This is a genomic window from Brachybacterium epidermidis (assembly GCF_015209585.1).
In the GTDB taxonomy this organism is placed as follows: Bacteria; Actinomycetota; Actinomycetes; order Actinomycetales; family Dermabacteraceae; genus Brachybacterium; species Brachybacterium epidermidis.
Window position 1 is genome coordinate 91,453 of record NZ_JADEYR010000007.1, and the last position, 23,356, is coordinate 114,808.

The 23,356-nt window shown below is 70.2% G+C and carries 18 protein-coding genes; 10 read left to right on the forward strand and 8 right to left on the reverse strand.

The annotated features are described in order from the left end of the window. Positions 1–201: 201 nt before the first annotated feature. Positions 202–3,672, forward strand: a complete 3,471-nt coding sequence (locus IOE58_RS08370) for a bifunctional proline dehydrogenase/L-glutamate gamma-semialdehyde dehydrogenase (RefSeq protein ID WP_193865973.1) — start codon at positions 202–204, stop codon at positions 3,670–3,672. Positions 3,673–3,699: 27 nt separating this feature from the next. Then, complete coding sequence (locus IOE58_RS08375) at positions 3,700–4,875, forward strand: glycoside hydrolase family 76 protein (RefSeq protein ID WP_193865942.1); 1,176 nt, start codon at positions 3,700–3,702, stop codon at positions 4,873–4,875. A gap of 9 nt (positions 4,876–4,884) precedes the next feature. Here IOE58_RS08375 and IOE58_RS08380 read toward each other — a convergent pair whose 3' ends face one another. Then, positions 4,885–6,264 carry a UTP--glucose-1-phosphate uridylyltransferase gene (locus IOE58_RS08380; RefSeq protein ID WP_193865943.1) on the reverse strand — a complete coding sequence of 460 codons (1,380 nt, stop codon included), beginning with the start codon at positions 6,262–6,264 and terminating at the stop codon, positions 4,885–4,887. A gap of 192 nt (positions 6,265–6,456) precedes the next feature. On the opposite strand from IOE58_RS08380, the gene IOE58_RS08385 reads away from it, so the two are divergent. From IOE58_RS08385 to IOE58_RS08395, 3 genes are all read left to right on the forward strand, one after another. Next, complete coding sequence (locus tag IOE58_RS08385; protein ID WP_259889366.1) at positions 6,457–7,110, forward strand: HAD family hydrolase; 654 nt, start codon at positions 6,457–6,459, stop codon at positions 7,108–7,110. Positions 7,111–7,387: 277 nt separating this feature from the next. Next, positions 7,388–9,214, forward strand: a complete 1,827-nt coding sequence (metG, locus tag IOE58_RS08390) for a methionine--tRNA ligase (protein ID WP_193865944.1) — start codon at positions 7,388–7,390, stop codon at positions 9,212–9,214. A 136-nt stretch (positions 9,215–9,350) separates the two neighbouring features. Then, positions 9,351–10,595: a Fic family protein gene (locus tag IOE58_RS08395; protein WP_193865945.1), complete on the forward strand. Its 1,245-nt coding sequence runs from the start codon at positions 9,351–9,353 to the stop codon at positions 10,593–10,595. Positions 10,596–10,607: 12 nt separating this feature from the next. Here IOE58_RS08395 and IOE58_RS08400 read toward each other — a convergent pair whose 3' ends face one another. The 4 genes from IOE58_RS08400 to IOE58_RS08415 form a co-directional block, all read right to left on the reverse strand. Next, a complete protein-coding gene (locus tag IOE58_RS08400; RefSeq protein ID WP_193865946.1) occupies positions 10,608–11,369 on the reverse strand; it encodes a PIG-L deacetylase family protein in 762 nt (253 codons plus the stop codon). A gap of 28 nt (positions 11,370–11,397) precedes the next feature. Then, positions 11,398–12,615 (reverse strand): FAD-dependent oxidoreductase, encoded by a 1,218-nt coding sequence (locus IOE58_RS08405; RefSeq protein WP_228019348.1) that lies wholly within the window; start codon positions 12,613–12,615, stop codon positions 11,398–11,400. Between the two features lie 73 nt (positions 12,616–12,688). Next, the gene (locus IOE58_RS08410; RefSeq protein WP_193865948.1) at positions 12,689–14,074 is read right to left on the reverse strand and encodes an O-acetylhomoserine aminocarboxypropyltransferase/cysteine synthase family protein; all 1,386 of its coding nucleotides are present in this window, start codon (positions 14,072–14,074) and stop codon (positions 12,689–12,691) included. A 142-nt stretch (positions 14,075–14,216) separates the two neighbouring features. Then, positions 14,217–14,870 carry a DNA-3-methyladenine glycosylase I gene (locus tag IOE58_RS08415; RefSeq protein ID WP_228019351.1) on the reverse strand — a complete coding sequence of 218 codons (654 nt, stop codon included), beginning with the start codon at positions 14,868–14,870 and terminating at the stop codon, positions 14,217–14,219. Positions 14,871–15,000: 130 nt separating this feature from the next. On the opposite strand from IOE58_RS08415, the gene IOE58_RS08420 reads away from it, so the two are divergent. Then, complete coding sequence (locus IOE58_RS08420; RefSeq protein WP_193865950.1) at positions 15,001–16,299, forward strand: cytochrome P450; 1,299 nt, start codon at positions 15,001–15,003, stop codon at positions 16,297–16,299. A 73-nt stretch (positions 16,300–16,372) separates the two neighbouring features. Here IOE58_RS08420 and IOE58_RS08425 read toward each other — a convergent pair whose 3' ends face one another. Together IOE58_RS08425 and IOE58_RS08430 are read right to left on the reverse strand one after the other, a co-directional pair. Then, positions 16,373–17,410 carry an alpha/beta hydrolase gene (locus tag IOE58_RS08425; protein WP_193865951.1) on the reverse strand — a complete coding sequence of 346 codons (1,038 nt, stop codon included), beginning with the start codon at positions 17,408–17,410 and terminating at the stop codon, positions 16,373–16,375. A 44-nt stretch (positions 17,411–17,454) separates the two neighbouring features. Continuing rightward, positions 17,455–18,339 carry a siderophore-interacting protein gene (locus IOE58_RS08430; RefSeq protein WP_193865952.1) on the reverse strand — a complete coding sequence of 295 codons (885 nt, stop codon included), beginning with the start codon at positions 18,337–18,339 and terminating at the stop codon, positions 17,455–17,457. A 92-nt stretch (positions 18,340–18,431) separates the two neighbouring features. Between IOE58_RS08430 and IOE58_RS08435 the strand changes: the two genes are divergently transcribed. Further along, positions 18,432–19,943 carry a phytoene desaturase family protein gene (locus IOE58_RS08435; RefSeq protein WP_193865953.1) on the forward strand — a complete coding sequence of 504 codons (1,512 nt, stop codon included), beginning with the start codon at positions 18,432–18,434 and terminating at the stop codon, positions 19,941–19,943. A gap of 120 nt (positions 19,944–20,063) precedes the next feature. After that, positions 20,064–20,564 carry a DUF3592 domain-containing protein gene (locus IOE58_RS08440; RefSeq protein ID WP_228019352.1) on the forward strand — a complete coding sequence of 167 codons (501 nt, stop codon included), beginning with the start codon at positions 20,064–20,066 and terminating at the stop codon, positions 20,562–20,564. Positions 20,565–20,590: 26 nt separating this feature from the next. Here IOE58_RS08440 and IOE58_RS08445 read toward each other — a convergent pair whose 3' ends face one another. Next, entirely contained in the window at positions 20,591–21,802 is a 1,212-nt protein-coding gene (locus tag IOE58_RS08445; RefSeq protein WP_193865954.1) for an alpha-amylase family glycosyl hydrolase, read from the reverse strand. A gap of 92 nt (positions 21,803–21,894) precedes the next feature. Between IOE58_RS08445 and IOE58_RS08450 the strand changes: the two genes are divergently transcribed. Both IOE58_RS08450 and IOE58_RS08455 read left to right on the forward strand, forming a co-directional pair. Further along, a complete protein-coding gene (locus tag IOE58_RS08450) occupies positions 21,895–22,503 on the forward strand; it encodes a TetR/AcrR family transcriptional regulator (protein WP_193865955.1) in 609 nt (202 codons plus the stop codon). Positions 22,504–22,508: 5 nt separating this feature from the next. Next, positions 22,509–22,889, forward strand: a complete 381-nt coding sequence (locus IOE58_RS08455) for an MmcQ/YjbR family DNA-binding protein (protein WP_193865956.1) — start codon at positions 22,509–22,511, stop codon at positions 22,887–22,889. Positions 22,890–23,356 lie beyond the last annotated feature (467 nt).

Sequence of the window (23,356 nt, forward strand, 5' to 3'; positions counted from 1 at the left end):
GACCCACTGCTCGGGGCCCCGCCCGCGAAAGCGTCGACCAAGCGGTCCGCAGCGGCGTGGGCCCCTCCCCTGTCAGGTCCGTTCTTGTTCCTGTCCTCATCATCGGCGAGCGGGATCTACGATCGTTCCCGGGAGAGGACCGGTCACAGTACGCCCGGCCCGCCCCGCGGAGCTTTCGAGGAGCAGACGACGGTGTCATCCATGCAGTCCCCCGGCCAGACCACCCGCATCACCATCGAGGACGTCGCCGATCAGGTCCGCACCTGGGTCCAGGCTGCGCGCACCCGCCCGGTCCCGCCCCCGGCGAAGCTCCTCGCGGATCTGCTGAAGGATCCGAAGGGCCTGGAGTTCACCCTCGCCTTCGTGGACCGGGTGATCCGCACCGAGGATCCGAAGGCCGCCGCGGTGGAGCTGCGCCGGCTGGCCCAGGATCCGCCCGCGTTCCTGCCTCCGGCGCTGCGTCGCGTGGTGGCACTGGGCGGCTCCGCCTCGAAACTGGCACCCCAGGTGGTGGTCCCCACCGCGCAGGCCGTGATGCGGACGATGGTCTCCCACCTGATCCTCGACGCCCGCCCCGGCCCGCTCACCCGCTCGATCGCGAGGATGACGGCCGACGGCACCAAGCTCAACATCAACCCCCTCGGCGAGGCGGTGCTGGGGGCGCAGGAGGCCGCCCGCCGCCTGCAGGGGGTGCGGGAGCTGGCCGCACGGCCTGATGTCGACTACGTCTCCATCAAGGTGTCCTCGATCGTGGACCATCTCCCGTTGTGGGCGGCCGACCAGACCGTCGACCATATTGTGGAGACCCTGCTGCCGCTGTACCTGGACGCCGCCCGGGGAGAGCACCCCACCTTCCTGAACATGGACATGGAGGAGTACCGGGACCTGGAGCTGACCCTGCGGGTGTTCGAGAAGCTGCTGGACCGGCCGGAGCTGGCCGGCTACCGCGCCGGCATCGTCCTGCAGGCGTACCTGCCCGACTGTCCCACCGCGATGGCGCGCCTGCGCGAGTTCGCCGAGAGGCGCGTCGTCTCAGGCGGTGCTCCGATCAAGGTGCGCCTGGTCAAGGGAGCGAACCTGGCGATGGAGCGGGTCGACGCGTCCGTGCACGGCTGGCCGCAGGCGCCGCTGCTCAGCAAGGAGTCCACGGACGCGCAGTACAAGCGCATGCTGATGGAGGCCCTGGACCCGGCGAAGCTCGAGGCCGTGAACATCGGCGTGGCCGGGCACAACCTGTTCGACATCGCCTTCGCGCACCTGCTGATGCGCGAGCGCGGCATCCGCCCCCTGCCCAGCAGCGGCATCGAGTTCGAGATGCTGGCGGGCATGGCGCCCGGTCAGCAGGCGGTGGTCCGCGAGTCTGTGGGGTCGATGCGGCTGTACGTGCCGGTGGTGGCCCCGCAGCAGTTCGACGTGGCGGTCTCCTACCTCGTGCGTCGTCTGGAGGAGAACGCCTCCAGCGAGAACTTCATGTCGGCCGTGTTCGAACTGGACTCCCAGCCGACCCTGTTCGACCGCGAGATGGAGCGCTTCTCCCGCGCCCTCACCCGCGCCCTGGAGGAGACCTCCCCTCGCACCCACCGCGACCAGGATCGCGCCGCCGAGGCGAGCGAGGGATTGCCGGAACTGGGCTCTCCCGCGATCCCCGCGGTGCCGGGTCGCTTCCGCAACACCCCGGACACCGACATGTCCACCCCGGGTAACCAGCGGTGGGCGGAGATGATCACGCACCGTCTGCGCGGGTCCCGGATCGGCGTCGAGGAGGCGCAGCGGATCCGGGTGGACTCGGTCGAGGGCGTGGACGCGGTGCTCTCGAAGGCGATCGACGCACAGCGGGGTTGGGCGGCCCTGCCCGCCCAGAAGCGTGCCGCGGTGCTGCGACGAGCAGCCAGGGTGCTGGCCGCCCACCGCGCGGAGCTGTTGGAGGTCGCGGCCTCGGAGACCGGCAAGACCCTGGACCAGGGGGATCCGGAGATCAGCGAGGCCATCGATTTCGCGCTCTACTACGCCGATCAGGCGGAGGCCCTGGCCACGGATGCGGAGACCGCGTTCACCCCGCGGCGACTGACCCTGGTCACCCCGCCGTGGAACTTCCCCATCGCCATACCCACCGGCAGCATGCTCGCGCCGCTGGCCACCGGCAGTGCCGTGGTGATGAAGCCGGCGCCCCAGGCGCGACGCTGCGGCGCCTACCTGGGCCGTCTGCTGCACGAGGCGGGGGTGCCCGAGGGCGTGCTGACCGTCGTCGACGTCCCCGAGGACGAGACCGGAAGGGCGCTGATCACCGATGAGCGCGTGGACCAGCTGATCCTCACCGGCGGCTACGAGACCGCCGAGCTGTTCGCCTCCTGGCGCCCAGAGCTGCGCATCATGGCCGAGACCAGCGGCAAGAACGCCATCGTGGTCACCCCGCACGCGGATCTGGACCTCGCAGCGAAGGACGTGGCCGCGAGCGCCTTCGGCCACGCGGGCCAGAAGTGCTCGGCCGCCAGTCTGGTGATCACCGTGGGGTCGGTGTCCCGGTCCCGCCGTTTCATGGCGCAGCTGGCCGATGCCGTGCTGAGCCTGCACGTGGGGCACCCGATCGATCCCACCGTGCAGATGGGCCCGGTGATCGAGCCCCCGGGCGAGAAGCTCGCCTCCGGACTCACCGAGCTGGGCGAGGGAGAGACCTGGCTGTCGCGGCCGCGTCAGCTTGACGAGGAGGGCCGCGTGTTCACCCCCGGTGTGCGCGAGGGCGTCAAGGAGGGCTCCCCCTTCCACCTCACTGAGTACTTCGGGCCGGTGCTCGGGATCATGCACGCTCCCACCCTCGAGGACGCGGTGCGGATGCAGAACGGCACGGCCTACGGGCTCACCGCCGGCCTGCACTCCCTGGACCCGGCCGAGATCTCCTGGTGGACCGAGCATGTCGAGGCCGGCAACCTGTACGTCAACCGTGGCATCACCGGCGCGATCGTGGAGCGGCAGTCCTTCGGCGGCTGGAAGCGCTCGGCCATCGGGAAGACGGCCAAGGCCGGCGGCCCCAACTACCTGGTGCACTTGATGGACGCGGCGGACCGCGAGCCGGGCGACGCCGCCGGTGGTGCCGATCCGGCGCAGCTCGAGGCGGCCTGGCTGGACGAGGCCCGCCACTCCGATCGGGAGCACTTCGCCAGCACCTACGCGCCGCGCGACGCCCAGGATCTGCACGGGGAGATCAACGTGCTGCGGTACCTGCCGCTGCCGGTGATGGTGCGGGCCGCCTCCGATGCGCGACCCGTCGAGCTGGTGCGCGTGCTGCACGCGGCGGCCACCGTGGGTGCCGCGGTGGAGGTCTCCGTGGCCTCCGGCGGCGGGGCCGCCGAGCTGGAAGCGGCGGCGCAGCGGGCAGGTCTGGACGGCGGCCTGGTGCGGGTGGAGGACGATGCCGCTTTCGCCGCGCGGATCAAGGAGCTGGCGCAGCGCCGGGTGCGGGTGATCGGCACTGTCGATGCCTCGCTGCGCCGGGCGATCGCGGACCGCGTGGAGGTGGCGCTGTTCGACGGCGCGGTGGTCTCCAGCGGTCGCGTGGAGCTGCTGACGTTCCTGCACGAGCAGGCGATCAGCGCCACCGATCACCGCTACGGAAACCTGCTTCCCCACCGGCAGGACCTCACCGGTGGCCGGGGCTGGGAGCGCGGCAGGCTCTGAGCAGGGCCCGCCGAGAGGACCCCAGCCATGCCCGATGGAGCGAACCCCCGCACGGATTCCGAGGTCACGCCGCTCCCGCCGAAGGAGGCCCTGGATCGGGCGCGCCGCGCCACCTCGGCCCTGCTGGAGCACTTCCGTGCCGAGACGGATCCGGACATGCTGATCGAGCGCACTCCTCGGCAGGAGGGCGACCCGGAGTTCACCTACGTCTGGCCGCTGTCCCAGGCCCGGGCCGCCGTCACCGAGCTGATCGCTGCCCACGGCAGCGGTACTTCCGGGGACAAGCGCCCCGACGAGGATCTGCTCGCTGCCGATGAGTCCCTGCTGCGGGCACAGGAGAGGTACTGGTACCCCGCCGGAGGTACGACGGGCCTGCCCGGGTACACCGCCGCCACCGATTTCGAACAGGGCGCCCACGGCGACTTCTTCTACGACGACAACGACTGGGTCGCCCTGCTGGAGATCGAGCAGCACCTGCTCACCGACGGTGCCTTCGGGAACCTCGAGCGCGCCCAGCAGCTGCTGGAGCTGTTCCGTTCAGGTGAGGCGACCGATGCCGCCCTTCCCTCCCTGGGCGGGATCTGGTGGACGCAGGGCGACTGGAACGACGACCGCAACACGGTCTCGACCGTGCCGTCGGCGAAGGTGGCCCTGCGCCTGTATCAACTGACCGGCGATCCCTCCGCCCTGGAGGACGCCCTGCGCTGGATGGACTGGGCCCGCGAGACCCTGCTCGCGCCCGAGGGGCTGTACTGGGACAACATCAAGCCCGACGGCACCATCGACCGCACATTCTGGACGTACAACCAGGGCGTGCCCCTGGGGACGGAGGCCCTGGCCTACGAGATCACCGGCGAGAAGGCCCATCGGGACCGTGCGCTGGAGCTGGCTGAGGCGATCGCGGCGAATTACCGGCCCTTCGAGGCCGGCGGCCCGATGGACGAGCAGCCGATCCAGTTCAACGCGATCCTGCTGACCAACCTGCTGCTGGCCGAGTCGATCCTCGGAGCCCGCGTCCAGGGCCGGAAGATCACCGAGGCCTACGCGCAGCGCCTGTGGCAGGACCGGCGGGACCCCACCACGGACATGGTCACCGGCTCGCGCGAGACCGGCGTGGGGACACACCTGCTGGACCAGGCCGGCTTCGCGCGCACCCTGGCGCTGGCGGCGATGCCGCGACCGCTGTGGACGTACCTGAGCTGAACGACGTTCTCAGGCAGTGCCCACGCGCGCACCGTCGGGCACCTGACCACCCTCGGTGCCGAGCACCGCATCACCGATCACCGTGACGTCCTGACCGAAGGTCCAATCGCCCTGCACGTCCAGGCTGGTGGCCTCCTTCAGCGACGGGATGCCGTGCGGGAAGCGGGCCTCGAAGTCGCCGATCAGCTTGTAGGGCTCGGAGGCGAGCGTGACGGCGGGCACCGACGGCACCTGCTGCACCAGGGCCTGGCGCTGATCGAGCGCATACAGGTCCGAACGGATCAGTAGCAGGTCGCTGGTGGCCTTGACCGGCAGGAACCGGTCGCGTCCCACCACGATCGCGGTCGCACCCTCGAACACCTCGATCGCCGCACCCATGGCGGATTCGATCTGGTACACCTTCGGGCTGGTCTTGTCGGAGGGGTCCACCGTCTTCTCGTTGCGGATCAGCGGCAGTCCCATCACGCCGTCGCGCTCCTTGAGCACCGCATCCAGCTGCTCGAGGTCGAACCACAGGTTGTTGGTGTGGAAGTACGGGTGGCGGTGCTCGTCGGTGAAGTAGTCCATCTCCTCCTGCGGGGTCTGCGCGGTGTCGCGCAGGATGAGCCGCCCATCGGACTTGCGCACCGCGAGATGGCCGCCCTTGCGGTCGGCAGCAGTGCGACGGCACAGCTCAGCCGCGTAGGGGGCACCGGTGGAGGCGAACCACGAGGCGATCACGGGGTTGGGCACGGTTCCGAGGTTGTCGGAGTTGGAGACCGAGGCGTACCTGAAGCCGGCGTCCAGCAGCTGCTGCAGCACGCCGGAGGTCTGCAGGGCGGTGTAGATGTCGCCGTGACCGGGCGGGCACCACTCCAGCGACGGATCCGCCTCCCACTGGACGGGGGTGAGATCGTCTGTCCGCAGCTTGGGCTCCTTGTTCTGCAGGAAGTCCAGCGGCAGGTCCCCGACGGGAAGGTCCGGATACTTCGCGAGCACCTCGAGGGTGTCCTCGCGGGTGCGGAAGGAGTTCATGAAGATCAGCGGCAGGCGCGAGCCCGTGCCGCGGCGGGCCGCCAGCACCTGCTCGACGATGATGTCCAGGAAGCTCTTGCCGTCCCGCACCGGCAGCAGGGACTTGGCCTTGTCCAGGCCCATCGAGGTGCCCAGGCCACCGTTGAGGTTGATGATCGCGAGCTTGTCGAACACCTGCTTGGCGTGCGCGGGGTCGATCCGCACGTCGTCCAGCTTGGGCGGGTCCAGGTACGGCTCGATGGTGTCCTCGGGGATCGAGCCGGTCACGCCCTCCTCGAGCTGGCCGTAGTAGTGGGTGAAGACGTCGATGGCGGTCTGCGGAACGCCTGCGTCGGCCATCTTCTGCTGTGCTGTGGAGAGTCCGTCGGTGCTCATGCCGACAGGGTATCGGGGGCCAGCCCCGACCGGTGTCAGTGCCCCGGTGCCCCGGTGCCGCGACGCCCCGACACCCCGGTGCCCCGACGCTCCTGCGCTGAGGCGTTCACTGACCCGGGATACCTCTACCCTCGAAGGATGCTTGCCTCCTTACGCGCCGTTCGTCACCTGCTCGACTCCGGCACCGCGCGGGTGCTGGTCAGCGATCTGGACGGTGTGCTGCGCGTGTTCGACCAGGGGCTGTGGGATGAGCTCGACGCTGAGCTCGGGGTGGATACCGGCAGTAGCTTCCGCGCGATCCTCGGCCATCCCTACCTTGATCAGGTCACCCGGGGCCGCGGCACCCATGCCCGGTGGCGGGAGCTGGCGGTGGAGCATCTGGTCGCCGCGGGTGCTGCTCCCGGCGCGGCCCGCCACAGCGTCGATCGGTGGGCCGATACCCCGGCGACGGTCGACGAGGACGTCCTCGCGTTGCTGGAAGACACCCGTGCAGCTGGAACGCCGGTGTTCGTGTTCACCAATGGCACCGATCGGGTCCCTGCCGAACTGGCGCAACTGGGTCTGGAGGCCGTGGTGGGAGCGCATGGTGAGCATCTGATCAACAGCGCCGATCTCGGTCACGCCAAACCTGACCTGGAGGCCTTCGGGCGGGCCCACAAGAAGATCGAGCATCACGTGGGGCAGGAGCGAGGAGAGCACGGGCGAGCAGATCGGGAGCGCGGAGAGCCTTTGCATCTGCGAACCGACGAGGTGCTGTTCCTGGACGATTCCCCCCGCCATGTAGCAGGTGCCCGCGCGTTCGGGTGGCAGGCCGTGTTGCACCCGAGCGGCACGACCGGCGACTGATGGAACCCCCGACAGAAAGCACATGCTCACCTCCGGTGAGGAGGCCGGCCCCGACGGAACGGCACCTCATCACCCGAGCCGCGACTCAGTTCGAGCTGCGGGAGCCCTTGGCGCGCATGAGGCCCAGGTCGGTGATCCTGCCGATCACGGCCGATCTCTCGCGGGGCGGCATGTCCGATTCAGCACGGCGGCGCAGCGGCTGCGCCCCAGCAGCCCCCGGCCGATGCCAAGGCCCGCCGGACGCATGCCTGCATCCGCCCCCGTAGAATCCACTCCCATGAGCACAGTCCTGTCCGCGGTCGCCTGGCCGTACGCCAACGGTCCCCGTCACATCGGTCACGTCGCCGGATTCGGCGTCCCCTCGGACGTCTTCTCCCGGTACATGCGGATGGCCGGGCACGACGTGCTGATGGTCTCCGGCACCGACGAGCACGGCACCCCGATCCTGGTGGAGGCCGACCAGCAGGGTGTCACCGCCCGTGAGCTGGCCGACCGCAACAACCGGATCATCGTCGAGGACCTGGTGGCGCTGGGGCTGAGCTACGACCTGTTCACCCGCACCACCACCCGCAACCACTACCGGGTGGTGCAGGAGATGTTCCTGGCCGTGCGGGACAACGGGTACATGATCGAGCAGGCCGCCTCCGGGGCGATCTCCCCGTCGACCGGCCGCACCCTGCCCGACCGCTACATCGAGGGCACCTGTCCCATCTGCAAGACCCCGGGTGCGCGCGGCGACCAGTGCGACGCGTGCGGCAACCAGCTGGACCCCACGGATCTGATCGATCCCGTCTCCCGCATCAACGGGGAGACCCCGCAGTTCGTGGAGACCACGCACTGGTTCCTGGACCTGCCGTCACTGGCGGCCGAGCTGGGCAGATGGCTGGACGAGCGCGAGAGCACCGGGCTGTGGCGGCCCAACGTGATCCGCTTCAGCCAGAACATCCTCCAGGACATCCGCCCCCGCGCGATGACCCGCGACATCGACTGGGGCATCCCGGTGCCGGGCTGGGAGGACCAGCCCAACAAGCGCCTGTACGTGTGGTTCGACGCCGTGATCGGCTATCTCTCGGCCTCCATCGAGTGGGCGCGCCGCAGCGGCGATCCCGAGGCGTGGCGCCAGTGGTGGAACGATCCCGAGGCCCTGGCCTACTACTTCATGGGCAAGGACAACATCGTCTTCCACTCGCAGATCTGGCCGGCGGAGATGCTGGCCCAGAACGGCAAGGGCGACAAGGGCGGCGAGCCCGGGAAGTTCGGCGAGCTGAACCTGCCCACGGAGGTGGTCTCCAGCGAGTTCCTCACCATGGAGGGCAAGAAGTTCTCCTCCTCCAAGCGCGTGGTGATCTACGTGCGCGACATGCTGGACCGCTATCAGCCCGATGCGCTGCGCTACTTCATCTCGGCCGCGGGCCCGGAGAACCAGGACGCGGACTTCACCTGGGTGGACTTCGTCTCCCGCACCAACAACGAGCTGGTGGCCGGCTGGGGCAACCTGGTCAACCGCACCGCGGCGATGATCGCCAAGAACGTCGGGGAGATCCCGGCCGCCGGTGAGCTGGAGCCGATCGACGAGAGGCTGCTGGGCGCCATCAGGGACGGCTTCGGCACCGTCGGGAAGCTGATCGAGACCCACCGTCAGCGCGCCGCCATCGCCGAGGTGATGCGCCTGGTGGGCGAGGCCAACCGGTACGTCTCCGAGACCCAGCCGTTCAAGCTGAAGGCCCCCGAGCAGCGCGATCGTCTGCTGACCATCCTGCACGTGCTGGCCCAGGCCGTCACCGATCTGAACACGATGATGGCGCCGTTCCTGCCGCACTCCGCCAACGAGGTGGAGAAGGCGCTGGGCGGCGACCGGGTGATCGCCCCGATGCCGCGGATCGAGGAGGTCGAGGACCTGGACGGCGGGCCCGGCTACCCGATCATCACCGGGGATTACGCGGGCGTGCCCGTCTGGGAGCACCGCCCCGTCACGGTGGGCGCCACGGTCTCCAAGCCCACGCCGATCTTCATCAAGCTTGATCCGACCACCGCTGAGGTGGAGCTGGAGCGTCTTGAGGAGCAGACGGCGACGAGCAGGACGACGGGCGAGGACGAGAGCTGAGGCTCACGCGGTCTCAGGCCGGCGAGGGTTGAGGGCGGCGAAAGCTGAGGCTCACGAGGGCTGAGCTTCGGGCCCGCGCGCAGCGAGGAGCCTCCCTTGCTAACAGTTTCTCCAAAAGTGTTAGTACAGTTGATCCATGATCACAGTTCCAGGGCCGGTCACCGTCCCTTCTGCGGGGGTACGGCCCGGGACCTGGTATGTGCCGGATGACGGTCTGTCCTCCCGTTCGGCGCGTGCCCGAGGGTCCGGTCCGTACGAGGCATCGCTTCCTGCACGTCTGGCCGGGCTGGAACTGGCGCTTCCAGGAGATCTTGCGGCCGACGTGGGCGATGCCGAGGCGGCATTGGCCGCTTTCGATGCGCATTCGACCTCTGCCCTCGGCACCGACAACCCTGCCTTGGGGCCCATGAGTGCTGTGCTGCTGCGTACCGAATCGGCCTCCTCCTCGCAGATCGAGGACCTGACGGTGGGCGCGAAGCAGCTGGCCCTGGCAGAGCTCCACCAGTCACGCAGTGCGAACGCGCGGGCCGTGGTGGCGAACGTGCGCACCATGGAAGCGGCCCTGCGCCTGGCCTCCGACCTGGACCTGGACGCGCTGCTGAGCATGCATCGCGAACTGATGACCGATGCCGCAGTCGGCTCCGGTCGCTCCGGGCCCACCGGGGATGCAGGTTCACTGCGCACCCGCCTGGTGTGGGTGGGGCGCAGCGGCTCCAGCCCACGAGGCGCTGTCCACGTAGCGCCCGAGGCCGAGGACGTTCCCCCGGCGATGGCGGACCTGATCCACTTCATCGCACGGGATGGCCTGCCTGTGCTGCTCCATGCGGCGCTGGCCCATGCCCAGTTCGAGACCATCCATCCCTTCACCGATGGCAACGGCCGTACCGGCCGCGCACTGGTCCACGCCATGCTGCGGGGAAAGGGTCTGCTGCGCAGCACCACCGCCCCGGTCTCAGCCGGCCTGCTCACCGACCTCGACGGGTACGTCTCCGCGCTCACCGCGTTCCGCACCGGCGATGCCCGCCCGATCATCGAGCAGTTCGCGCACGCCGCCCGCTACGCCGCCACCACCGGCAGCCGCCTCGTGGATGATCTCGCCGCAGTCCTGGCACACTCCCGTAACCTCATGTCCGGCATGAGACGGCAGGCCACAGGGTGGAAGGTGCTCCCCCTGCTGATCGCTCAGCCGATCGTGGACAGCGCCTTCGTGCGAGATCGGCTCGGGGTCAGCGCCATGACGGCCCAGAGGGCGCTCGATCAGCTCACCGATGCCGGCGTGCTGCGGGAGACCACGGGGTTCTCCCGCAACAGGGTGTGGCAGCAGGGCGAGATCCTCGCCGTGCTCGATGGGTATGCCGCAACCGTGCGGCGGGACGGCTGACCGGCGGGACGGTCAGCCTTGCTCCGCCTCCAGCCCACCCAGGTCGAACACTCTGAACGGCACCGCGTACTCGACGCCGAGGCCCTCTCCCCTGCCTCGCAGGATCTCGGGGATGAACTGGGCGGGCTCGGGGTGGTCGCCGATGTGCTCGAGGTAGGCGTCGTGAGCGCTGAGCGAATCGACCGCTGCCTGGACCTGCGCCTCGTCCACCTGCTTGACGTGGGTGGCATCCGGGTGACCGGCCACCAGGATCGCCCGGGCCTGCCAGGGCTCCAGTCCCTCGCTCTCGCCCAGGTCGCGGAACACCCAGGGGTTGGCGGCGTCGCGCACGGCGTCGATGACCGCCAGGCCCGCCACGCGGTGATCAGCCTGGTTCAGGCCGCCGTAGGCCTCGAAGTCGAAGTTCGCGGTGAGCACGAGGTCCGGGCGCACCTGGCGCACCACGCGGGCGATGTCGCGGCGCAGCGGGAGCCCGTACTCGAGCATCCCGTCAGGGTGATCGAGCATGCGCAGCTCGGAGACTCCCACGATCTCGCAGGCGCGCCGCTGCTCCTTCTCGCGCAGCGGCGCGACCTTCTCCGGGGCCTCGGCCATGCCGGCCTCGCCGCGGGTGAGCAGCAGGTAGGTGACCTCCACGCCGGCACCGGTCCAGGCGGCCACGGCCGCGGAGGTGCCGTACTCCATGTCGTCGGGATGGGCGACGACGCACAGAACGAGCCGCACTCCCGTCTCGGGCAGAGGCTGCAGGGCGGGCTCGGTGTCGTGGTCGGTCATCGGGGTCTCCTTCGACGGGTCGACGTCATCACGCCACTGTACGGGCGGAGATGCTCCGATCCTCATCTGCGGCCTCCAGCTCGTCGTCGGCCTCCAGCAGCCGTACCAGTTCGGCCACGGCCGCACGTCCGGCGCGGTTCGCTCCGATAGTGGAGGCGCTGGGGCCGTAGCCCAGCAGGTGGATGCGGGGGTCCTCGGCGACGGCGGTTCCGTCCATGGTGATGCCGCCGCGGTGGTTGTGCAGGCGCAGCGGGCGCAGGTGCGTGAGCTCGTGCCGGAACCCGGTGGCCCACAGCAGGACGTCCAGTTCAGTGGTGGTGCCGTCGGCCTCGATCACTCCGCCGGGCACGATGCGACCGAACATGGGGTGGCGCTCCAGGATCCCGCGTCGGTCGGCCTCGCGCAGGGTGGGGGTCCAGAACAGTCCGGTGGCGGAGACGACGCTCTGGACGGGAAGCCCTTGGGCAACGCGCTCGGCCACCCCGGCCACGGCGCGGCTCCCCCGTTCTGCCGTGAACGCCTCCTCGGTGAACACCGGTTCGCGGCGGGTGTACCAGTGGGTGGTGGCGCCGGCGTCGGCCAGCTCCATCAGATGCCCCAGGGCGCTGATGCCGCCGCCGATCACCGCGACGCGCTTGCCGGTGAAGTCGCCTGCGCGGGTGTAATCGGCTGTGTGCAGCTGCCGGCCGGTGAAGTCGGCGGCCCCGGGATAGGCGGGGAGGAAGGGGCGGGTCCAGGTGCCGGTGGCGTTGAGGATCGCGCGGGTGCGTATGAGCGGCAGCGAGGTGCCGTCGGGGCCGACGGAGTGGATCAACAGGCGGCGGCGCGGGAGCGGACCCTCGGGGTCGTCAGGAGCGTCGGGATCGTTCTCGACCCGGACCACGCGCACGGACCGTTCGGTCGGCACCTGGTAGCGGGCTTCGAAGTCCGCGAAGTAGGCGGGGACGGCCTGGTTGGAGGGCTCGCTGGGGTCGGATACCACCTCGGGCATGCCGGGCAGTTCGCGGATACCGTTGACGGTGGCCATGGTGAGGCTGTCCCAGCGGTGCCGCCAGGCTCCACCCGGGCCCTGTTCGGCGTCCAGCAGGATCACGGTGCGGTCGGATGATTCAGAGATGTAGGTGGAGTCGGCGCGGTCGGAGGATTCTGAGGATTCGGTGGAGCGGAAGCCGCGTCGCCACAGGTGGTAGGCGGCCGAGAGTCCTGCCTGGCCTGCGCCGATCACCACCACGTCCGCTTCGCGCATATCCGTCCTCATGACCGGCTGAACACCGGCGCAGGAAGGAGTGTTCCCACCCGAGGTCGGGCTGACACCGAGGTCACACGATGTGGAGGCTGCGCTCCGAGTGCTCGGTTCCGGCGGGCGCTTGCCTCTTCCCCTGCACATCAGCCAGGGCGCGATCCGCAGTGGGCACGACGCGGGGAGGCTCAAGAGCAGCGACAGCGGCAAGCGCGCGATCCAGGTCCGCCTGCAGGTCCGTCAGGTCCTCCAGGCCGATGCTGATGCGCACGGTCCCGTCGGTCACCCCGCAGGCGGCGCGCTGCTCAGGCGTGAGGTGGGAATGAGTGGTCGTGGCGGGATGGCACACCAGGGAGCGGGCATCGCCGATGTTGACGGCGATGGTGAACAGCTCCAGTGCGTCGCAGAATGCCGCAGCGGCGTCCTCTCCCCCGGCCAGATCCACCGAGAACACGCCGGAAGTGCCGCGGGGGAAGTCCCGGGCGGCGATCGCGGCATCACGTCGGCCGGGGATCGCGGGATGGTTCACTCGCGCGACCCCGGGCCGCTCGTGCAGGCGGGAGGCGAGCTCCTTCGCAGTCGCGCTGATGCGGTCCATGCGCAGATCCAGCGTCTCGATGCCCACCAGGATCTGCTGGGCACTTGCCGCGGGGAGGGTGGCGCCGAAGTCGGTGACGTACTTGGCGCGGGCGTAGGAGAGCAACCCCGAGCAGCCGCGCTCGTAGTCATCGGCGAAGGTGACGCCGAACCGCCGGTTCGGGGTGGTCAGGCGCTGCCAGCGTTCGGGCCGACGGTGGGGGTCGAAGCGGCCGGTGTCCACGATGAGTCCCGCGATGGTGGTGCCGTGACCGCCCAGGTACTTGGTGGCGGAGTGGACGATGACGTCGGCCCCGTGGTCCCCGGGGCGGTACAGGGCAGGGCTTGCCAAAGTGGAGTCCACCACCACGGGCACGTCGTACCGGTGGGCGATCTCGGCGATCGCGGGCAGGTCCACCAGTTCCGCCCCGGGGTTGGCGATGGATTCGAGCAGCACCGCTCGGGTCTCGGGCCGGATCGCGGCCTCCCAGCCGTCCAGGTCCCAGGGATCCACGGTAGTGGAGGTGACGGCGAGGTCGGCCAGGGTGTCGTCCAGGAACTCGGTGGTCCCGCCGTACAGGCGGTTCGAGGCGACCACATGGCTACCCGGTTCCAGCAGTGCGCACAGGGCGATGGTGGTGGCCGCCTGCCCGCTGGCCACGGCGATCACCCCGATGCCGCCCTCGAGCAGGGCGATGCGCTCCTCGAGCACCGCGGTGGTGGGATTGCCGGAACGGGAGTACGCGAAGCCCTCGCAGCGACGCGCGAACAGCGCCTTCAGCGACTCGTGGCTGGGGTGGGCGTACGCACTGGTGGCATAGATGGGCGGCACCACGGCCCCGTGGGGGTCCCGTGCTCGCCATCCCCCGTGGATCGCTGCGGTGGACATGCTGCGCCTCCTTGAATCGCTGACGCCCTCAGCTTCGGGCAGGAGGCACGATGGGGCGCAGGAATGTGACGGTGTGTGGCGTGGGTGCGGAACCGGCGGCGGCGCGGGGCCAGTGCAGTCGCCCGTCGTACGACCTGACTCGTCAGTCGAGAGGCGTGCCGTCCTCGGCCCACAGCCCGGAGCAGCCGCGGCGGTGCGACCCCACCAGGTGGGTGTCCACGATGCCGATCGCCTCCATCAGCGCGAACATCGTCGTCGGCCCCACGAAGCGGAAGCCGCGCTTCTTCAGCTCCTTGGCCAGAGCCGTCGATTCGGCAGAGACGGTGGGGACCTCTGCTGCGGTGCGGGGCATCGGGGTGCGCTCGGGGCGGTAGGACCACACCAGGTCCGCCAGTGTGGCGCCGGGGCCCAGCTCCCCCCGTGCGCCGAGACCGTCGGCACCGCGCAGCGCGAGGGTGGCGCGGGCGTTGCTGATGGTGGCCTCGATCTTGCCGCGATGGCGGATGATGCCGGTGTCCTCCAGGAGCCGCTCCACGTCGGCCTCATCGAAGACCGCGACCGCATCGGGATCGAAACCGGCGAAAGCGTCCCGGAAGCCTTCGCGCCGGCGCAGGATCGTGGCCCAGCTCAGCCCCGACTGGAAGCCCTCCAGGGCGAGCCGTTCGAACACCCCGCGCTCATCGCGCACCGGCATGCCCCACTCGGTGTCGTAGTACTCCCGCAGGTCCTCGTGCCGCGAGGCCCACAGCGGACGGTGCAGTCCGTCCTCCCCCGCCAGCAGGTCCTCGTTCGTCATCGCCGCCATTTCCCCTGTCCGTGAACACCGCAGGAGTTCGCCTCCTGCTCGACCTGCCCGATGGGCCGGGCCAACCGGTCGGCTCCATCGTTCCCAAGCAATGCCACGGTAGTGCGCATAGGTTGGCCCGATGACAGCACCGCAGAAGACAGATGATCGCACCTGCCCCTTCCACGGCCTCACCGACAGTGTGGACCTGCTGAAGCAGGGCTACCTCTTCGCCGGGAAGCAGCGAGAGCAGCACAGCAACGCCGGCAGCGATAAACCACTGTGGGTGCGCCTGCTGGGCAAGCCCAGCCTCCTGGTGCGGGGCGATGAGGGCGTGCGCCTCTTCTACGACGACACCCGGATCAAGCGCGAGGGCGCGATGCCACTGGCGATCCGCGGTTCTCTGTTCGGCAAGGGCTCCGTGCACGGCATGGACGACGAGGCCCACCGGCATCGCAAGGCCACCTTCGTGAAGGTCTGCTACGACGACGCGCAGGTGGAGCGGATCGCCCCGATGGTGGAGGCGGAGCTGCGCGAGGCCGCCCAGCGCTGGCGGAAGCACCCCGACAGCGTGTACGACTCCGCCGTGATCGCCTACGGCCGCGCCGCCATGCGCTGGGCCGGCATCGAGGGCCGGGACGCCGAGCTGGACGTGCAGGCACGCCGCCTGGGAAGGATCGTGGAGGGCTTCGCCCACGTGGACCTGGACCACCTGCGCTCCTGGCGGGACCGCCGTCTGACCGACCGCTGGTGCGCCCAGGTGATCCGCGAGCAGCGCTCCGGCAAGCGCAACGCCGCGCCGGGCACCTCGCTGTACGAGTGGGCCAACCACCGGGAGCTGGACGGGCAGCTGCTGGATGCGAAGACCGCCGGCATCGAGATGCAGAACACCATCCGACCGCACATCGCGGTGGCCCGTTTCGCCGCCTTCGCCACCAAGGCGCTGTTCGAGCACCCCCAGTGGCGCGAACGGATCCAGGCCGAGACCGCCGAGCGCGGCACCCTGGTGGGCGGTCCGCTGGCCACGGCCTTCGCGCAGGAGGTGCGACGCTGCTACCCCTTCGTGCCGATGCTGCCGGCCTTCGCCCGCACGGACTTCGAGTTCGAGGGCGAGCACGTCAGCGAGGGCGACCGCATCCTCATCGACATCCTGAACACCAACGTGGACCCCAACTCCTGGGAGCGGGCCGACGAGTTCGACCCCGAGCGGTTCCTGGACGTGGACTTCGAGCAGATCACCTCATTCATCCCCCAGGGCGGCATGGATGTGGCGACGGGCCACCGCTGCCCGGGCGAGAAGATCGCGGTGGGCTCCCTCGCCTCCACGATCGCAGCGCTGTGCGAGCCGGAGGTGGAGATCCTGCCGGATGGTCTGGACTTCTCCTGGACGCAGATGCCGACCCGGCCCTCCAGCGGTGGCCTGGTGAGGGCCCACGGCTGAGGCGAGCCACTGCGGTCCGGCCCGGTTCTGACGGAGCCGCATCGCACCGCAGCATCAGTCCCGTTACTCACTGTTACTGAGGGTGCGAGCCGGCGAGGATGTCGAGGGTGGCCCCGACGATCTGATCCTGTGCATCCGTGCGGCTGATCCCCGGCGTACCGTCCCCGGACTGTTCCCCGTAGTCCCCGAAGAAGGCGTGAACGGCTCCGTCGATCACCACGTACGTGGTGTCGGCGGGAAGGTCGTCGCGGGAGGCCTCCACGTCCTGCGCGGTGGTGAGCCCGTCAGCCGTGCCGCTGATCGAGGTGACCGGCATGCCACCGGTGACCTCGATCGGGCCGGCGGGGTAGGCGGCCCACAGCACCAGTGCGTCGATGTCCGGGTCCTCGGCGGCGAGCGACGCGACCACCCCGCCCAGGCTGTGGCCGGCGAGCACCCACTGGTCGATCTCTGGGTGCTGATCGATGATCGCGCGGTGGGCCCCGGTGGCCAGGAACCCTATCTGCAGTGGCTGCTTCACGATCACCACGGTGTACCCGGCCTCAGCTACGCGGCTCAGCATCGGGACGTAGGCGCGGGGGTCCACTCGCGCACCGGGCTGGAAGAGGAGGCCGGTCCGGGCCACCTTCTCGGTCTCGGAGGCGCCCGATGGGGCCGCCGTGGAACCGGCGGCGGGGTGCAGGGTGATCGTGGTGGCGGTGCTGGTCAGCTCTACCTTAGCCCGATCGAGAGTGCTCAGCGCCTCGGCGTCGGCCGGGAACGGTCGCAGCCATGTCGTTGCCGCCAGCAGGACGATCGAGAGCAGCACCATCGCAACGCGCCCTGTAACGGCGAGCACGCCACGACGCTTCCGTGAGGCTGCGTGGGAATCGTCGGCGTCGGTCGCAGCTCGACGCCGGGCAACGCCGGCGCCGCGCAGAGCGAGCGCGCCGTGCAGCAGCCCCAGGGCGATCACCACCAGAACCAGCACCAGCAGTGCGGGGTGCGCCGAGCGCAGCACCTCCCATCGGGTCAGGAGAATCCAACCGCCGATGGACAGGTGGGCCAGGGCCAAGGCGAGGCCCAGCAGTGGCAGGACGCGGCGGGCCGACGACGATGCGGGGTCAGCCACCGGTCATCAGGGACGTCCGTACTCGTGCAGGACGACGGCGCGCATCAGTCGTCGATCTTCCCGATGTCCTCGCGTTTCTCGGCCTGGAACTGGTCCTCCACCCGCCCGAGGGCCCAATAGGCGGAGATTGAGATCGCCTCGCGGGGGATCTGACGCTCCGTTACCAGCAGTCGGCGCAGCTGCTTGGTCAGGCCCCGCTCTGCGTGGCAGAACACCTGCAGCCCGGTCGGGTCGGCAAGATCCAAGGCAGCGACTTCCGCCAGCAGCTGCTCGCGCTCGCCGATCACCCAGCGCACTTCCAGCCCGGCAGGATGCTCGAGCTGCAGGGTGTCCTCCGCGTGGTCCAGATGGATCAGGGCCGTGCCCTGGGCCGCGGAATCCATGGACTCCAGGGCTGCGGCGATCGCGGGCAGGGCCGCGTGGTCACCGATCAGTAGGTGGCGACTCGATCCCGGGGAGGGGCTGTACCCGCCGCCGGCACCGGACATCGCAATCTGGTCACCGGGCTGGGCCTCGTCGGCCCAACGGGCGGCGATGCCGTCATCGTCGCCACCGTCGCCGTGGCCGTGCAGCACGAAGTCCAGGTCGACGGTGCGGGCCTCCAGGTCCCACCGGCGCACGGTGTAGGTCCGGCGGGAGGGGAGCTGCGCGGGATCCTGCTCGCGGATGGCGTCGAGGTCGTACGGGGGCCGCAGTCCGGATCCGGGGACGGCGATCAGCAGCTTCACGTATGCGTCGGTGTGGTCGTTGCGGCGCAGCACGGAGAACTGCTCCCCGCCCAGTCGTACCCGGAGCAGGCGAGGGGAGATGCGGGTCTTGGAGATGACCTCGAGCACGGCCTGCGCCCGTGGCTTGCGGGGACCGCGCCCCTCGGTGGTGCCGGCGTCCCTGGTGGGCGCGGGCTCGGATTGCGGGGTGTCGAAAGGCATGCCTGACAGATTACGCGACACGATCGTTTCCTAAATCAAGCTCGGGGATTGCTCACACGATCTGTCCCGCGTGAGGGCTCTACGCTGGGTCCATGAGCGCCATCCCGCCCTCCCCCGCCGGCGCGGGCACCGTCGACGCCGTCGTCGTCGGCTCCGGGCCCAACGGTCTCGCGGCAGCGGTGACCCTGGCGCGCGCCGGCCTGCGGGTGCAGGTGCTGGAAGCGCAGGATTCCGTCGGTGGCGGCTCCCGCACCCTGGACCTCGGTCTCGCCCCGGGCATCACCCATGACCTGTGCTCCGCCGTGCACCCGATGGCACTGGCCAGCCCCTTCTTCCGGGCCTTCGACCTGCCCGGGCGCGGCGTGGAACTGGCGGTGCCCGAGGCCTCCTACGCCCAGCCCCTGGACGACGAACCGGCCGCGATCGCCTGGCACGACCTGGACCGCACGGCGGACGGCCTCGGGGTGGACGGCCCCATGTGGCGGCGCACCCTCGGCACCCTTGCCGAGCACAGCGAACTGGTGGTGGACCTCGCCCTCGGTGACAAGCGCTCCGTGCCGCCCGCGCTGCTGCGCTCCCTCGATGGCCTGCCGGTGGCCGCCCTGTTCGGCGCGATGGTCGGCACCCAGGGCTCCCCCGCCTGGGACCTGCCCCTGCGCACCGAACGAGCCCGGGCGCTGCTGACGGGGGTGGCCGCCCACGCGATCGGCCCGCTGCCGTCGCTGGCACCGGCGGCCACCGGGGTGCTGCTGACGTCGCTTGCCCACGCGGGCGGCTGGCCGATCCCCGTGGGCGGTTCGCAGGCGCTCGTGGACGCAATGGTGACAGACCTCGAAGCCCATGGCGGGCAAGTGATCACCGGTCACCGGGTGCGCACCTGGCGGGATGTTCCCCCGGCGCGGGCCATTCTGCTGGACACCACGGCCGGTGCGGCAGCGGACATCCTCGCGAACCGCCTTCCCGCCGGGCTGGAACGCCGGCTGCGGCGGTTCCGGCACGGCAACGCGGCGGCGAAGGTGGACTTCGTGCTCTCCGACCCGGTGCCGTGGCGCGATGCAGACGTGGGCCGTGCAGGCACCCAGCACCTGGGCGGGACCCGGGAGCAGATGGCCCGCGCCGAGGCGGACGTCACCGCAGGCCGCATGCCCGCACGCCCCCTCACCCTGGTGAGCGACCCGTCGGTGGCCGACCCTTCCCGCATACACGACGGGCTGCGGCCCCTGTGGGCCTACGCACATGTGCCGGCCGGGGACCCGACGGACCCCACGGAGGCGGTGACCGCGCAGATCGAGCGCTTCGCCCCCGGGTTCCGGGACCTGATCGTGGCCTCCCGCGGCGTCAGTGCGGCCGACATGTCGAAGCACAACCCGTCCCTCGTGGGCGGGGACATCGCGATGGGCCGGGTGACGATGTGGGACATGGTGGCCCGCCCCACCGCGCGATGGGACCCGTACCGGCTGGGTGGGACCGGCTGGTACCTGTGCTCGGCAGCCACCCCGCCCGGCCCCGGGGTGCACAGCATGAGCGGCTGGCATGCCGCCCGACGCGTACTGAGCCGAGAGTTCGGGATCCAGCAGGCCCCGCACCTCGGCATTGCCGGATGAACGGACCTGACGGGCCATCCCGCAGGTAAGGTGGCCGCGTCGGCGACGGGGGTCGTCGTCGATCAGGTCGGCGCGGAGCGTTCCAGCGCCGATGGCGACAGCCGCACCGAAGGAGGCCCGATGAGCACACCAGGCATGAGTGCCATTCCGATCCTGTTCGTGATCGTCCCGGCGCTGCTGGGCCTTGCTGGCCTGTGGCTCCTGATCGGCTCGGTGAGGGAGCTGCTGCGCAACAGCGCCCTGGCCCGCAACGGGCTGACCGTCGACGGCCGCGTGGTCTCCTCGAACCTCAAGATCACCAGCAGCGGCGGCCGCGACTCCAATGCCCGTTCACGGTTGGTCGAGACGATCGAGTTCACCACTGCCAACGGGCAGCGCGTGCGCGGCGTGCCCGTCCACAGCGATGTGGGCATGCTGGATCGGACCGGGGAGCAGGTGACGGTGCTGCACCACCGCGACCGCCCTGATCAGTTCATCGCCCCCAGGAACGGCCGGTCCATCTCCCCGGCCGGCCCCCTGCTGAAGATCGTGTTCAGCTTCGTGTTCCTGGGGTTCCTGGCGTTCTTCATCACGATGTCGCTGAGCATGTTCGGCCAGATGGGCCAGATCTTCGGCGGGTGACTGCTTGCCGATCGATCACAGCCAGATCAGCCTGCCCACTCCAGCACGGTCTCGCCGTTCAGCGTGACCACGGCACGAGGCTGCGGGGAAAGGGCGACCTCCGCCTCCAGCCGGTCGTGCTCGGCGGTCACGGCGTAGCGCAGCAGCTCGTTCTCGGTGTGCTCCGCCTCGACCACTGCCCGGGTGATCCAGGAGCAGCGCCGGCGCAGGGCGATCAACTCGCGGTACAGGTCGTGCAGCCACCAGCCGTTCGGTGCCAGCTCCTCGGGTCCAGCGGGCAGGGGCGGGCGCAGCGGGTCGTCGGCCGCGAAGCCCTCGGCCTTCTCACCGCGGAAGGCCTGCTCGTCGCCGTAGTAGACGCTGGGGATGCCCGGCAGAGTGAGCAGCATGACCGCAGCCAGCGCTGCTCCTGCATCGCCCACGGTGCTGGCGATGCGGGGCACGTCGTGGTTGCCGACGAAGGTCTGCATGGGTGCGGCCTGCGAGAACTCGACGTGGCGCCCCAGTGCGTGCTGGAGCTCCCACAGGTTCCGGTCCTTCAGCGAGCTCCAGACGGCCTTCCACAGCTCGTACTGGGTGATGGTGTCCAGGGTTCCCTCGCGTGCGATCGCGGCGTAGTCGCCGTGGATCACCTCCCCCAGGAACATGGCACCCGGGTGCTGCTGCCGCACCGCGGGCAGCACCTGTGCCCAGAACCGGCCGGGCACGGCATAGGCGACGTCGAGGCGCCAGCCGTCCGCACCGCGCTCCAGCCAGTGCAGCATCACGTCCCGCACCAGGTCGTGCACCTCGGGCCTGCTGTGGTCCAGCTCCGCCAGGCCGCCGTGGCCCTCCCAGGCCACGGGGTGGCCGTCCTCGGTTCGCTGCAGGCCGGGCCAGGCAGGATCCTGCGCGAGGGGGTGCTCCGCGCCGAGATGGTTGAACACACCGTCGAGCATGATCGCCAGGCCGCGACCGTGGGCGTGGTCCACGAAGGCCTCCCAGTCGTCCTGATCCCCGAGTCGAGGGTCGATCCGGAAGTGGTCCAGGGTGTCGTAGCCGTGGGAGGTGGACTCGAAGATCGGGCCCAGCAGCACGCCGGTGAAGCCGAGATCGGCCGCATAGTCCAACCAGGGCTCCAACCGGCGGAGGCGATGCCCCTCCCAGGGCACATCGCCCTGCACCTCACGACGCGGCGGGGCACCGGCGGCACCCAGCGGGTAGAGGTGCCACCAGATCCTGCTCTCGAGCTCGCGCATGCGTTCCTCCCGGAACTCTATTGATCGTCGGTCAACAGTGGTCCACGCTAGGGCACTGTTGATCGACACTCAACAGCGCTAGGGTGTGATCCATGCCTGCATCCTCCCCCTCCCCCCGCAGGCGTCTGGACGTGCAGCAGCGTCGCGCAGCGATCCTGCGCGCGGCCCAGCAGGTCTATGCCGAGACCCCGTACGCCGAGGTGCCCACCGCGCGGATCGCCCGGGCCTGCGACGCCTCACCCTCCCTGGTGTTCCACTACTTCGGCTCCAAGGCGGGCCTGTACGCGGAGGTGATCTCCGGCGCCCTGGAAGATCTGGCGGTCGCCCAGGAGCAGGCACTGTCCCACCTCTCCCCCGGCGTCCCGGTGCGCGACCGGGTCCGCGCCGCGCTGGGGGTCTACCTCGACCGGATCGCGGAGCGGCCCATCTTCTGGGGCGTTCCTCTGCAGGGCGGTCAGGAGCCTCCCGAGGCACAGCAGGTGCGGATCGAGGCGCGCGCCCGGCACGTCGAGCGGCTGGGTGCCCTGCTGGGAGTGGGCTCCTTCCCCCGCCACCGGTACGCGATCACGGGATTCCTCGGGTTCGTCGATCAGTCCTGCGCTCGCTGGGTGCAGCGGGGCTGCCCTACGCAGGATCGCGACCTGCTGTTGGATGCCGCCCTCGGCGCCCTCGAGGGCGGCCTCGGCGACTGGAAGGTCTGAGACAGGTGGATGCGGAGCAGCTGCATGCGTGCGCACGTGATCGGGCCCAGGAGCTGCCTGCGTCGTCCGGGGGATTCCCCTTCGGGCCGGACCACGAGGTGTTCAAGGTCTGCGGGAAGGTGTTCCTGTTGATGACGGAGCTGTCCGGGGTGCCGGTCGCGACGCTCAAGGCGGATCCGGCCGATGCCGAACTCCTGCGCGGCGCACACGAGGACATCACGCCCGGCTACCACATGAACAAGCGTCACTGGGTCACGGTGAGACCGGGTGGTCCCGTGGACGAGAGCCTGCTGCGGGGCCTGGTCACCGAGTCCTCCCTGCTGGTGGTCCAGAGGCTGCCGCGCGATCAGCAGCCGGTGGATCCGGAGTCCTTCGGTCGCGGCTGATCGCGGCCACCTCATCCGGTGCGGTGCGGGAGCGTACTCACGGGGTGTCCGGGATCCGACGCACGGGGGCACCGCCGATGCGTGCGGCGCGGTCGAGCAGGAGCGCAGCCCCAGTATGCGGGGCATAGGTGAGATGCCGGGGCCGACAGCACCAGTGCTCCCTCCGAACCTCGGCGTGCCTGCCGAGGTGGCAACTCCCCATTCCGAGAGCCGGTCGTTCATCCGGTTGCCCAGGTCCGGGTCGCGGAACCCGGGCGCATCGGCCGTGGCCACGAGCAGCACCTCGTGACCGCGCACTTCGAGCCGCTGCACGTGCTCCCATCGGATGAGGCCCTGCTGGTGGGTGAGGTCCTCCCATCCCTCGCGGGTGATCCGGGCCGGCTCGTCCCCCGACCGCGCGCAGCGGTGCAGCGCCCTGAGCAGTCGCTGGCCGAGGATCGCCACGCCCAGGGCGGGCGCCCAGGCCA